The sequence below is a fragment of the Cecembia calidifontis genome (assembly GCF_004216715.1).
GTDB lineage: Bacteria > Bacteroidota > Bacteroidia > Cytophagales > Cyclobacteriaceae > Cecembia_A > Cecembia_A calidifontis.
The window spans coordinates 85,918-99,445 of the sequence record NZ_SGXG01000001.1 but is presented as its reverse complement, the minus strand read 5'-3'; the positions used below and the strand labels follow the sequence as shown (position 1 = coordinate 99,445).

Annotated in this window: 9 protein-coding genes; 8 read left to right on the top strand and 1 reads right to left on the bottom strand. The window is 40.3% G+C overall.

Annotated elements, in window-relative coordinates; translation table 11 throughout:
* The 5 genes from BC751_RS00385 (at window position 1) to BC751_RS00365 (ending at window position 5,094) form a co-directional block, all read left to right on the top strand.
* The gene (locus tag BC751_RS00385) at window positions 1-1,116 is read left to right on the top strand and encodes a peptidase associated/transthyretin-like domain-containing protein (protein ID WP_130273817.1); all 1,116 of its coding nucleotides are present in this window, start codon (window positions 1-3) and stop codon (window positions 1,114-1,116) included.
* Window positions 1,117-1,385: 269 nt separating this feature from the next.
* Window positions 1,386-1,601: a hypothetical protein gene (locus BC751_RS00380; protein WP_130273816.1), complete on the top strand. Its 216-nt coding sequence runs from the start codon at window positions 1,386-1,388 to the stop codon at window positions 1,599-1,601.
* Window positions 1,598-2,794, top strand: coding sequence for a 6-bladed beta-propeller (locus BC751_RS00375; RefSeq protein WP_130273815.1), 1,197 nt, complete (start codon window positions 1,598-1,600; stop codon window positions 2,792-2,794). Before BC751_RS00380 ends, BC751_RS00375 begins: the two co-directional genes overlap by 4 nt.
* A 74-nt stretch (window positions 2,795-2,868) precedes the next feature.
* Window positions 2,869-3,879, top strand: coding sequence for an IS30 family transposase (locus BC751_RS00370; protein ID WP_130273814.1), 1,011 nt, complete (start codon window positions 2,869-2,871; stop codon window positions 3,877-3,879).
* A 675-nt stretch (window positions 3,880-4,554) separates the two neighbouring features.
* Window positions 4,555-5,094, top strand: coding sequence for a septal ring lytic transglycosylase RlpA family protein (locus BC751_RS00365; RefSeq protein WP_130273813.1), 540 nt, complete (start codon window positions 4,555-4,557; stop codon window positions 5,092-5,094).
* Between the two features lie 97 nt (window positions 5,095-5,191).
* On the opposite strand, the gene BC751_RS00360 is transcribed toward BC751_RS00365, so the two are convergent.
* Entirely contained in the window at window positions 5,192-5,638 is a 447-nt protein-coding gene (locus BC751_RS00360) for an outer membrane insertion C- signal (protein ID WP_130273812.1), read from the bottom strand.
* A gap of 252 nt (window positions 5,639-5,890) precedes the next feature.
* Between BC751_RS00360 and BC751_RS00355 the strand changes: the two genes are divergently transcribed.
* The 3 genes from BC751_RS00355 (at window position 5,891) to BC751_RS00345 (ending at window position 13,326) form a co-directional block, all read left to right on the top strand.
* Window positions 5,891-6,964, top strand: a complete 1,074-nt coding sequence (locus tag BC751_RS00355) for an efflux RND transporter periplasmic adaptor subunit (protein ID WP_130273811.1) — start codon at window positions 5,891-5,893, stop codon at window positions 6,962-6,964.
* A 5-nt stretch (window positions 6,965-6,969) separates the two neighbouring features.
* Window positions 6,970-10,020: an efflux RND transporter permease subunit gene (locus BC751_RS00350; protein ID WP_130273810.1), complete on the top strand. Its 3,051-nt coding sequence runs from the start codon at window positions 6,970-6,972 to the stop codon at window positions 10,018-10,020.
* Between the two features lie 204 nt (window positions 10,021-10,224).
* Window positions 10,225-13,326 carry an efflux RND transporter permease subunit gene (locus BC751_RS00345; RefSeq protein WP_130273809.1) on the top strand — a complete coding sequence of 1,034 codons (3,102 nt, stop codon included), beginning with the start codon at window positions 10,225-10,227 and terminating at the stop codon, window positions 13,324-13,326.
* Window positions 13,327-13,528: the final 202 nt, after the last annotated feature.

The window sequence follows — 13,528 nt, the reverse complement described above, 5'->3', positions numbered from 1 at the left end:
ATGAAGTTGTTTTTAATTCTTTGCTTGTTTCAGATAAATGAATTGATTCATGGGCTAGTCAAAGACAAAGAAGGTAATCCCATTCCCAGTGTTTTGATCCAATCGGGAGGTAATTATTCTGTAAGCAACAACGCGGGAGAATTTAAAATTGAATTGTCTGAAGATAAACAGATTAATTTCCAATGTTTGGGTTTCCAGTCAAGATCAATTTTTGTAGAATCTTCTGTCGGTTTTTTAGATGTCGTTTTAACTACGGCAACATACCTACTTCCGGAAGTAGAAGTAGTTTATCTTAAACCGGAAGAAATATTTCAAAAAGCCAGGGATTTACTTTTCATTCAGTACCATGGATCTCCATCCTTAAGCAGGTATGAATTAGGGAATAGGGTGAAAATTTCAACACCTTCTGGCTCTTATTACTCAGACAGGTTTATCTTGTTTGATAGGTATTCGCCCCATGTCCGAAGATTGCCTGAATTCAGGATACTGGAATCTAAGGTATCAGAGCCGGAATTCTGGCAAGATCATCAGGAATTTATTTCAACTAATTTTTTTAGCTATGTCAATAGGTTTTTTTTCGAAGGAAGTCACTGGCCTGATTTCTTCTTGGATTGGAATTTTAGAAAATATAGCTATGAATTAATAGATGAAGATGAAAGACACTATCTGATACAAGTCACATCCAAAGGTAAAAAACTTCATGAAGATGGTAAACTTTGGATTGAAAAAGAAACCTTCCTAATAAATAAATGTAGCATTTGGTTGAACCAGTATGGGCATAAGGCTTACTATGCCAACTCAAATCTCAAAACCAAACCCACTATTGGTTTTTCAGCTCATCTTTTGTCCCAAGAACTTTTATTTGAGTTGGAACACTTGAACGGAAAACAAGTGATAAAAAATGTGGACTATTTTGTCCAAACCAAGTTGAATTTCAAGGATGACTCAGAATTTATCACCAACCAAACCACAAAATTGATTCTCAATAGGGTCCTGTCTCCGGAAACTTACAAAGAAGGAGATTTTCTAAAAGATTCAGAAGTACGTAATATTGACTCATTATTCTTTCAAAAAAATGCTAATCATTCTTTTCAAATAGAACTGAATAGGGATTGAGGGCAAAATGGTTTCCGGAATTTTAAAGATTTCAGATGAAATAGCCTTCCTTATGATAATAATTTGAAGGTTCATTTTTGGTTTTTATGTTACTTATTGCGCAATGGCAAATAAAGTCAATAAAAAATAAAAAAACTTAGTGAAAACTTGTTTTTTAATTTCGGGGGGGGGTAAATTTAGTCTGAAAAGTTAAGGTATTCCGGAAGCATTACTTTTTAGGGAATGTGATCCTGCCCTGCTTGGTGCGAAATGGAAAATAAATTTTTGAAATGATGAAAAAATTGGCAATGATAGTATTAGTAGTAGGGCTGAACTTTACATTAAGTTTCTTCTATTCAAAGAGTGGTGAGAAATTAGTTGCTCAAACAAATTATTCGAAGATGCCGACTCCTAAATGGTGTCCTGAGGCTTTAATGTATGCAACTGAGTGTTCAGCTTCTGGAATGGGATGTCAGATAGTTAGGTGCAAAAAAGCAGACACATGAAATCAACTTTTTGTGGTTTAGGAAAGGGAAATTACAGATCAAATATTTTTACGAAGTATCTGTTGTTAACACTGATTGTAATTTTTTTTCAAGGGTGTTATGGGAAGAGGTATGAAGATCGAAAAGATAAAAATTCGGAACCTATACCTAAATATATTGTAAATGTCCATGAAGAATATCCCATTGAAAGTTTATTTGAATTAAAGGAAATTATACCAATAAACATAGAAGAGAAAAATTTTCTTGTTGACATCTACAGGCTTCAAGTTTCAGAGGAAAATTTTTATTTATTGGACAAGGAATTTGGAACGTTGATAAAAACGTCAAATGATGGTTATCAAATTGCAAAAATAGGAAAATTTGGAAGTGGGCCTGATGAGTTGCCCGATATAGCTGATTTTTCATTAAGTGAAGCAAGTGGGGAATTGCTTCTGATTAGTATTGAAGAACGAAGCTTGGCATTTTTTGATTTGGAAGGAAATTTTAAAAGAAAAATTAAACTTAAAAATCAATCTGATATGCTTTCTGTTGATGGAAAGGGGAAAATCGGTATGTCTATAACCTACTTTAATGAAGAATTTTCAAATTTTGAGCTGTTGGATAGTGCAGGGAAAAGCATAAAGAGACTTTTTCCTTTTCCAAAAGATGTGTTTCCAATAATCCTCAAAAATATTTCAGGTCATATTACTAAGGGCTATGAGGGAGGGATTTTGTATCAAGAACCTGCAAATTCAGTGATTTACGAGATAAATCAGGATGAACATTTTCCCAAGTATCAATTCCTAAGTTCTCAACCAATTTGGCCACAAGATAAAAAACATCAATTAAATAGCTTTTTCGAAACCTTAGCCACTGGAGAACTTTCATTTCCAACTCGGTTTTTTGAGGAATCAGAAAACCATCTTTATTTTGGGTGGAACAAGAAAAAAAATAAAAATTCACAAAAAATAGTTGATTTCAGGGTAGGGGTTTTTGATAAACAAAATAACAGAACTTATCTAACAAGGGAAAGCCCTCTAACTTCTTTTTTATCCGGTCCCATGGCTGTGGAAGGCAATTCTGTTTATTTTATTATTCCATTATTTAAACTGCTCGATTTATCTGATGAGCCTGTATTAGAGAGTTACAAGACTGAAATAATCCAGTTAAAAAATAAATTTCAAGACATGGATTTTCCTATATTCAAGTCATAAATGCAACACTAAGGGTTTAAGGGAAGGAACCTAGGTTCCTTCCCTTAGGCTGAAAATATTAATTTAGTGTTGTCATGAATAAATTTAAACATCTCAGCCAGGAACAAAGGTACCAAATAGAGGCTTTATTTAGAAACGGAACTTCCCAGACCAAAATCGCTGCGATTATCGGTGTCAACAAAAGTACTGTATCCAGAGAACTTCAAAGAAATACCGGCAAGAGGGGCCGTTATAGCGGTGAATATAAGGCTGCAGTTGCCCAGAACCGTACAGACGAAAGACATAGACTCAAGAGAAAGCGAATCAAATTTACCGAGTCCCTTAAAGAAGAGGCCCGCAAATTCCTTGTTGTTGACAAATTGAGCCCAGAGCTAATATCGGTCACCTGGAAGAAACAAGGTAAAGAAGGGGTTTGTCATGAGACACTCTACAACTGGATATTTACTGCCAAAAAAAGTAGCCATTGGAGATACCGAAGGGACAGGGAGCTTTACAAGAATCTCCGGCATGGTAAAAGAAAGCGTAAGAGAGGTAATTACAGGCATACCAGAGGAATTATCAGGGAGAGAGTTCCAATTGACCAAAGGCCTCCTGTAGTTGAAAAAAGACAAAGGATAGGAGATATTGAAGTAGACCTTATGATGGGGAAAAACCACAAATCAGCTCTTTTGGTACTGGTGGACAGGGCAACCTTGGTTACTACCATAGAGAAACTTGATGGTAAAAATGCAGATATCATTGAACAGAAAATAGCAAAGAGAATACAGAGAATTGGTGCTTCGTTCTTCAAATCAATCACTTTCGATAATGATATGGCATTCGCAAACCATTATAAAATCAGAGATAAATTCAATATCCCAACATTCTTTACAAGACCATACACTTCACAGGATAAAGGAACAGTGGAAAACAGAATCGGACTTATCAGGGCTTTCCTGCCAAAGGGTACTGACCTCAATCAAATCTCTCGGGAACAGATCCAAAATATAGAAACCAAAATCAATAACAGGCCAATAAGAAAGTTTAATTATCTTAGTCCTATCGAATGTCTAATGAAAAAATTAGGCGTTGCATTTATGACTTGAACATGGCTTTCCAGTTATTTTAAAAATGAACCTAAAGATTCTATTGGAATCAGATTAGGGTTTTTTAGTTTAAAACTAAAAAGATTTTAGAAAAAGATTATTGATAATTGAATTCTAGTTAGTTAAATAAAAAATTATGAAAAGGATCAGTGTAATTTTGACAATTTGTGCTTTGAGTTTTACCTTAGGATTATCTAGTTCGAGGAGCTCAAATCTGGTCGTGGCTAGTAATTTTCTAAAAATGGCTGAGGCAAGGTTGTGTTTTGGAGACTTACGGTACTATACTCATTGTACTGGATGGGGGGCAGGATGCAATCCACACCGATGCGATGAAGGCAATCAATAAAAAAGGATAGATTTTTGTCAAATCTCTTAAATTAGATTCCGAAGATTTCATTTTGCCGATTTTCAAATAGAAACTTAGAAAATATGTTTTTGTATCTTTTAATTATTGCTTTATTTCTTAAGATGGGATTTTAGGTAACAAATAATAATTTTTAAATAAATGAATTGATTAATCAGTTGAAAAAGAGGTGGTTTAGGTTTTAATGTATGGTTTTATATCCCATTTATTTTCACTATCTTCAAACTTCTAATAAGCTTGATGGATTGTTAAAATTCATTAAATCCCGTAAACGGATTGTTTTTGGTACGTGAATTGCTTTTTCGTATGTTATGAAATTAATTGCACTGATATTAGTTGTAGTTGTTCAATTTGCCGCTTTTGCGGGAAGTAATGATTCTTTGCCGCCTGTGGAAGAACGTTTGAAAATCCAGGAAGGTGTAGCGAGTTTTTATGGCCGTAAGTTCCATTTAAGAAAAACAGCTAGCGGTGAAGTGTACAATATGGAAGAGTTGACCGCTGCGCATAAATACCTACCATTTGGGACCATGTTGAAAGTGACTAACCTTAAAAATGGGAAAGAAGTATGGTTGAAAGTCAATGACCGGCTTCCCCAGTCTTCCAAAAGGATTATCGATCTTTCCAAGGCTGCTGCGCAGGAACTGGATATGGTCAGAGACGGCATAGTCAAGGTGAGGGTGGAAGTTCCGGATGAAGAAACCATCATTTCCCTGATGGAACACTTTCAGGATGAAAAACCGGAAGACCTTAGACTTAGGCTTTATGAAAATCTAATAGTTTTCGAGAGGCCCTGTATTTTTTCTTTGAGTCCGAATTTCAGCTTGGAACCGACTCTACTGGCAATGAATTAAAAAAAATAATCACATAGTTTTTATATGATCATGGTAATTAAAGAAAAAACCTGGCTGTCTTTACAACCAGGTTTTTTTGATTTAATTGCCTTTTGATTTATCTGCCAAAAGCATAGCGGATGTTCAATCCAAATCCACCTGGCCTAAAATCAGTAACCTCCACAATGTCAACTCTTGGCCTCCAATCAAGACCTAGTACCAAAGGCACTTCTCTGAATTTGTATTCTAAACCAATTTCACCACTGACACCAAATATGAAGGGGTCTCCGATCAACAAGGAAGGACCCACACCTACATACCAGTGGAAAGCCTCAGCTCCCAAAGGCCTGTAAATAAAGTTCCAAAGTGCCTCCATACCTACACCTCTGTTGCCAAAAGCCAAATCAGCATGCACCCTGCTGTATTTGCCCAAGGCAAAAATACCGTCGATGGCTACATTGTTACCTAAAACATCTCCGAATCTCAAACCAACTTCCTGTGCCTTTGCCTGGTTCAAAGACATCATGATCAAAAAGAGAAGGGGTAATACCAATAGTTTTTTCATAGTTTCAAGTTTAAATTTTACAAAATCTGCTCAAAATTAAAATATTTATCCGAAATCAAATACGCAAAGTGTGTGCCGATTTTCCTTCTTTTTTTGTTGGAAATTTTCAAGAATAAAAATTGGACATCAGGTTGATGATTCCATATTCCTGCAAAAGTCATCCAAAAAAAATTAGTTTTGAAGATTTTTCATCAACTGCATTTGAATTTTAGTTAAAAACTTAGTTATTTAAGGATTCAAAACTTTGCTATAATGAAGACTCATAGATTTCAGTTTTTTTTGGCGATTGCCGCTTTGGTTTTTATTTCCTGTAAAGAAGAAGAAGGTAAAAGTCAGGATCAACCTTTGGAGTCCTTCCGCGCGGAAGTATCTGCCACTCCTGTGCGGGTGGCACAGGCGGAGCGGAAATCTTTTGATTACCTGATCAATGCTACAGGGAAAATGGAAGCCTTGGAGCAAATAAAAATCAATGCAGAGCGCTCCGGGATATTGGAACTGATGACGTTAAAGGAGGGAGATTTTGTGGAGAAAGGGAAAACTTTGGCCAGATTGGACCTCAGGGAAAGTCAGCTTAAGCTTGAAAAAGCAAAAATAGCCCTTAAAAATGCAGAGGTCAATTACCAATCCGAAGCGCTCAGTTTTTCGGAAGTATTTGAGGGAAATGACGAAAAACGGAAAAAAGAAATTGAAGATTATCTAAAAGTAAAAAGTGGGTTATATGCTGCAGAACTTGATCTCAGGGAAGCCGTAATGGACCTGGAGAAATCCACCATAAAAGCCCCTATTTCTGGAAGAATCGCCGATATAAAAGTTAAATCCGGTACTTTGGTGAATGCTGGGGACGAATTGTTTGAAATCATCAATACCGGACAGCTGGAAATCAAAGTGAAGGTTCTGGAATCTGATATCAACCTGATTTCAATCGGTCAAAAAGCTGAAATCTATCCGGTTGGAGGTGGTTTTCCGGATTTGACAGGTACAGTGAGAAGTATTAATCCCAAGGTGGATGAAAACGGCCTCGTACAAGTTTCGATTTTAATGAGTGCCACCAAAGGTCTGCTTCCCGGCATGAATGCACGTGCCATTATCCGTGCTCCCCAGAACAATTCCTTGGTTGTGCCCAAAGAAGCCCTCGTGTACCGTTCCAACCGTCCGGTTGTTTTCACCATAGAAAACAATGAATCCAAATGGAATTATGTGGAAGTAGGAAAGGACAATGGAAGGGAAGTGGAAGTACTTTCAGGAATTGAAGCGGGCATGATTGTTATTACCTCCAATAATCTGCAATTGGCCCATCAGGCACCTGTACAAATTATCAAAGAGTAATTGCCATGGTGAGATTTTTATTAGCCAGACCGATTGCTGTTTTTATGACCTTTTTGGCCTTGATGGTCTTCTCGGTAATTGTTTTCCGAACATTGCCTATTTCCCTTTTACCTCCCATTGATGTTCCACAAATCGTCATCAAGGTCAATTATCCCAATGCCTCTCCTGAAGCGATTGAGCAGAATGTGCTTTCCCCCATTCGGGAGAGCCTGATGACACTCAATGGCTTGGAGGATATGGACAGCAAGGCGGGTGCTGAAGTAGGGTCTGTACGCTTGGTTTTTGACTATGATACGCCCATGGACCTGGCTTACATAGAGGTCAACGAAAAAATTGACAGGCTCACCAATAGCTTGCCTTCCGATCTCAGCCGGCCCCAGGTCATTCGGGTAAATACCAATGATATTCCCGTTGTGCGTGTACAGGTCACTCCCAAAGCGGGTTTTGACTTCACAGAAGTCAGTCTTTTGACCGAAAATGTGCTCAAAAAGAGATTGGAGCAATTGGAGGGGGTGTCCTTGGTGGACATCAACGGCAAAAAAGAGCGGATCATCACAGTCAGCCCCGATAAAGCTGCCCTAAGGGCCTTGGGCATGTCAGAAGACCATGTGATCAATGCCATCCAATTTGGCAATGAAGAACTGCCGGGAATTTCTGTAGAAGATGGACAGTTCCGCTACTACCTTCGTCTGGCAACAAGGGTAGATAATCCTGCGGACATCATGAAGTTGCCGGTGACTGCCCCGGACGGTGTAACTGTTGATTTGGGCAGGGTAGCCAAGGTGCAATATGAGGTCAATGAAGTGATGGGGTATCACCTGTTTGGGAAAGAAGAAGGCTTGGTGATAACCGTGCACAAGCAGGCGGCGGCGAAGATGAATGAATTGTTGCCCAAGGTGTATGAAGCCATAGACATCTTTCGGGAGGATTACCCGCAGGTGGATTTTGCGCTGACACAGGACCAGTCGGTTCTCCTCAATGCAGGCATCAGTAACCTGCAGACTTCTTTGTTGTTTGGGGGGATTTTTGCTTTCGGGGTCCTGTTTATTTTCATGGGCAATTACCGGACGCCCATCATCATCGGTATTTCCCTACCTTCTTCCCTTCTGATCAGTTTCCTGGTATTTTATTTCTTTGGCTTATCCATCAATGTGATTTCACTTTCCGGCCTGGCCTTAGGTTTGGGGATGCTGATTGATAATTCCATCATAGTATTGGACAACATTACCCGAAAGAGAAAGGAGGGGTTGGCGCTCTTTGATGCTTGTGTTGAGGGGGTAAATGAAGTGATGTCCGCTTTGATCAGTTCGGTGTTGACCACCCTTGCCGTATTCGTGCCATTGGTTTTTTTGAGCGGAATTTCAGGGGCTTTGTTTTTTGACCAGGCAGTTTCGGTCGCGGCCTTCTTAGGTGTGTCCCTATTGGTGGCTTTTATTTTGCTGCCCATGTTGTATCATTTTTTCTTCCGAAAGCGGTCGGATGATGGATTGCCAGAAGAAGACAGTCGTTTTTTCAAAGCCGTATTGAAAGGATACAAAGGCCTTTATGTAAAGATATTTGCCAAAAGGGGTTTCAGTTTAGGGGTCTTTCTTGTTTTGATTCCGGCTGGTCTAGCATTGGCTTACTTACTTCAGATTCAGGGATTGCCTCCCATTGAGAAATTTGATGCAGTAGTGAAGATAGACTGGAATGAGCCTATTGGTGTAGCGCAGAACAAAAACCGGGTTTTGGCCCTCTTGGAAAGTATGCAAGGGGCTTATGAAAAGGCAGAGGCAGATATTGGAGTTAGACAGTTTATCCTTTTTGATGGGGAGAGCTCCTTGCAGGAAGCACATCTGTATTTCTTGTTTGAAACACAGGCAGCCAAAACTGAAGCAATGGCGCACTTGCAATCCATGCTCAGAACAGGTTATCCCAATGCCCGCATAGAAATTTCTGACGCTCCGAATGCTTTTGATCAGCTTTTTGCCTCCAATTTGCCCTTTTATGAAGTGAGATGGAAGGATTTGACGACAAAAAGACCGGTGGAAGAAGACCGAATGGATGCCTGGTTATTGGAATTTCCTGTCCCTGACATTGAACGGGGACCAAGCCTGCAAAAGGAGGCCTCTGTGGTATTCCGCTTGGATCCCTCCCGAATGGCTTTATATGGTATTCAGGCCAATGACCTTTTGGAGCAGGTCAAAAGGTTGTTCGGAGCATATACCATCACCGATATCAAAAGGTTTGGGGAAATCACGCCCATCAAACTCAGTGCGGAGCGCAGGGATTTTGAAGCGATCTTGAGGAATAATTCCATCAAGGGTAAAGATGGGACAGAATATGTGCTGAATAACTTTGTCCGTTTTGACTACGAAAATCAGTACAAGTTTGTCACAGCAGACAAAGGGGGCGTTTATCAGTCAGTCCTACTGACTTCTGCTGAACCCACAAAATACAATTCAGCTATTTTCAATTGGGGAGCAGACAGGAATTTGAGCGTATCCTTTTTCGGGCAGTTTTTCAAGGACAGAGAGACTATCCGTGAATTGATAGGGGTTTTGTTGGTGGCTGTATTGTTGTTGTACTTTATCCTTTCAGCCCAGTTTGAAAGTTTTGTACAGCCTTTGATTGTGATTTTCACCCTTCCCTTGGGTATAGCCGGGGCCTTTTTGGTGCTTTTGCTCACAGGAACAAGTTTGAATGTCATGTCGGCGATTGGTTTGGTAGTGATGTTGGGCATCATGGTCAATGATGCCATCTTAAAAATAGATACCATCAACCGGTTGAGAATCAAATATGCCTCTACACTCTCCGGTAAGGAGGCCTTGGACAGGGCCTTGTTTGAAGCGGGGGAAATCAGGTTGAAACCTATCTTGATGACTTCTGTAACAACTATTCTGGCTTTGTTGCCCGTGGTGTTCAGTTCAGGATTAGGAGCGGATTTGCAGCGGCCACTGGTTTTTTCAGTCATCGGTGGTCTGACGATAGGTACCTTTACGGCATTGTACTTTGTGCCTTTGGCGTATTGGTTTTTAGTTAGACACAAGAAATTAGACACAAGACTCAAGACATGATACATTGAAGTGCCATGTACTAAATACAATGTGCCAAGCAGGGAGATTTTAGGAGTTTTTGAAACATTGAGAAATTGAAGGATTTGAAGGATTTATTTAGATAGGTTGAAGTTGGCAGTCTGAAATCGAAATAAGTCTTATTTCTTGCTTCTTGTCTCTTGATTCTAACTTCTCGCCTCTCGCTTCTAATAGTCAAAAACAAAAATGTCACCATTCAGGATCATCATAGCGTTCATTGTACTCAGCATCATCGGCTTTGCCTTGGTGCCAAGGCTTTCTGTGGATCTTAATCCACGGGAGCGGGAACCGGTATTGACGGTGAGTTATGCTGTGCCAAGGTCCAGCCCTGAATTGGTGGAAAAACTGGCCACTTCCCCTTTGGAAGGGGCACTTTCCCAATTGGCTGACCTCAAAAAGATCAACTCTGTATCCAATTATGACAGGGGGGCCATAACCCTGCGTTTTGATAAAAAAACGGATATGGATTTCAAGAAATTTGAGGTGGCTTCCATCATCCGTCAAGTGTACCCCTCCTTGGATTCCAAGGTTTCCTACCCCTTGGTAACCCAGTCGGAGGAAAGGAGGACTGATCAGAAAACGCCTATCCTGACCTATTCAGTCAATGGTCCTTTTGCTTCTTTTGAGATCAAAAAAATTGCAGAGGATGTGCTCAAATCCACGCTCAACCGTTTTGAAGAAATCGAAGAAGTGACCATCCGCGGCGCCAATGATTTGCAGCTATTTGTCACCTATGACATTAAAAAGTTGCAGGCGCTTAAGATGAACAAACAGGACTTAGAGTCTGCCATAAGGGGAGCCTTTGGTAGGTCTTATCCCGGGGCAGTGCTGACCAATAGGGAAGAAACCCTCTTCATTCAGGTGGACCGTTCCCTGAATACCCTCAGCCAATTGGAAAACCTTCTCGTCACCACCCGTGATGGAAAGGAAGTTTTTTTGAAAGATATAGCCCAACTGACCTTGGAAGAGGCAGAAGCCACGTCTTACTACCGCATCAATGGCAATAATTCCGTTACCCTTTCCATTATCAACCGTGATGGGGTCAATAAGGTCCTCTTGGCCAAAAATATTAAAGCTGCCGTGGAACAGGCCAAGGACCTGCTGCCTGCAGGATTTGAGGTGCGTCTGGAAAATGACGATACGGAATTTCTGGAGAAGGAACTCAATAAGATTTACAAAAGATCCGGTCTTTCTATCCTGATTCTGATTGTGTTTATCTTTTTGATGAACAGGAACCTGCGTTACCTGAGTATTCTTTTCCTAGGTATAGTGGTGAATCTGAGTATTACCGGGATCATTTTATACTTGCTTCAAGTAGATATCCACCTGTATTCTTTGGCAGGATTGACCATTTCTTTTGGATTGATCGTGGATAATGCCATCATCATGATCGATCACCTCCATAAGCACAAAAACAGGAAGGTATTTCTTGCCTTGTTGGCTGCTTCTTTGACGACGATTGCGGCTTTGATGATCGTGTTTTTCTTGCCGGAGGAAGACCGTAAAAACCTCACTGAATTTTCTGTGGTAGTGGCCGTGATGCTGGCAGTATCTTTATTGGTAGCCTTGCTTTTTACCCCGGCCATGTACCAGTTGCTCTTTGGAGAGAAAGCTAAAAAAGGCAGGGTGCTTACCGTTCCTCAACTCAGAAAAAGGGTAAGAGGATTCCGTGCTTTCCAAAACGGAATTGGTTTTATTGCCAATTTCAGAAAGTCTTTTATTGTCCTGCTGATTTTGCTTTTTGGAACTCCCATATTCTTCTTGCCTAATAAATGGGAGGGTCAGGAATGGTACAATAAGACCATTGGCAGCACCTTGTATCAGGAAGATATCCGGCCTCATGTGGACAGGTACCTGGGCGGTTCTTTGAGGATGTTTGTCCGTGGAGTGTTTGAAAAATCTTCCTACCGGGAAGCGGAGAAAACCCGCTTATATGTCACTGCCAGGTTGCCTTTTGGCAATACCCTGGATCAGATGGATTTTATCATGCGGGAATTTGAGGGTTTCCTCAAAGGAGTTGAGGGTATTGATCAGTTTGTGACCTGGGTACAATCCGGGCAGTATGCCCAGATTGTGATTACTTTCAAAGAAGCCTATGAAAAATCAGCCTTACCTTACCAGTTGAAAGGAAGGCTATCGGTCAAGTCCACGGATTGGTCCGGCGCCAGATGGACGATTTTTGGGGTAGGGCAAGGTTTTTTTACCGGGGCTGGGGGAGAGGGAATTCCATCTTTCAGGGTCACGATGAAAGGGTATAATTATGATGAACTGGAAAGGCAATCTGAGATTTTGGCGGAAAAACTTTTGCGGCACCGAAGGATTCAGGAAGTCAATACCAATGAGCGGTTGAGTTGGAATGAACAAAAGACAGAGGAATATGTCCTTCGATTGGATCAGGGTAGTATGGCACTTGGGGGTACAAATCAATACCAGGTAATATCGGCCCTAAATGATGTTTCCAAGCCAACTTCGCCATCGGTGTATTTGACCATGGATGATAAAAACTTTGCCCTGGTAGTAAGAGAAAAGGATTCTGAAAAATACTCTAAATATGACCTCGAATCCAACAGTTTGATCACAGGAGAGGACCGTATTTTCAAAGTCAGTAATTTTGGTTCTTTGAGTAAGGAATCCACTACCAATGCCTTACATAAAGAAGACAGGCAATACATCCGGTTGGTTGCATTCGAATATATGGGGTCCGCCAAATTCGGCAATGAATACCTGGACGAGGTCCTGGAAGAAATGAAGGCCACGATGCCTATAGGTTACTCAGCCTCCAAGGAAACCTGGTCCTGGAATTGGGAAAAAGCCAAAAGGCAATACAGCTTGATTTTGGTGTTGATAGTAGGGATCTTCTTTATAACCTCGGTATTGTTTGAAAATCTCAAACAGCCTTTTTACATCATTTTGATAATCCCTATTTCCTTTATTGGACTGTTTTTGATTTTTTCCCTTTTTGATTTCTATTTTGATCAGGGCGGTTATGCTGCCTTCGTAATGTTGGGAGGCTTAGCGGTAAATGCAGCTATCTTTATTGTCAATGACCTGAATAACCGAAGGCAAGGGCTGTACAACAGGAATATACTCAAAGCAGTAGCGGGAAAGGCAGTTCCCATCATGTTGACGATATTATCTACCTGCTTTGGACTGATCCCTTTTATCATGGAAGGGCAGAATGAGATTTTTTGGTTTTCTTTGGCTATCGGAACTATCGGTGGATTGGTATTTAGTGTTGTAGGGGTGTTTTTGGCTTTGCCGGTGTTTTTGTGGAAGAAAAGGAGATGAGCGTTTTTTTTTTGATGGTGTTAGATTTATCTATTCTCGAAATTGCAAATTTCGAGAAGCGGGTTTATGAAATTAGGATTGTAATTCCATTTTAAATCTTCCTGAAATTGCAAATTTCGAGAAGCTGGGGAGCCCTTTCTAAACTTCGCTTTTTCCATTCTCCCTTCAATGCTGTCCTAAATAATTTACAAGACAGATGTTT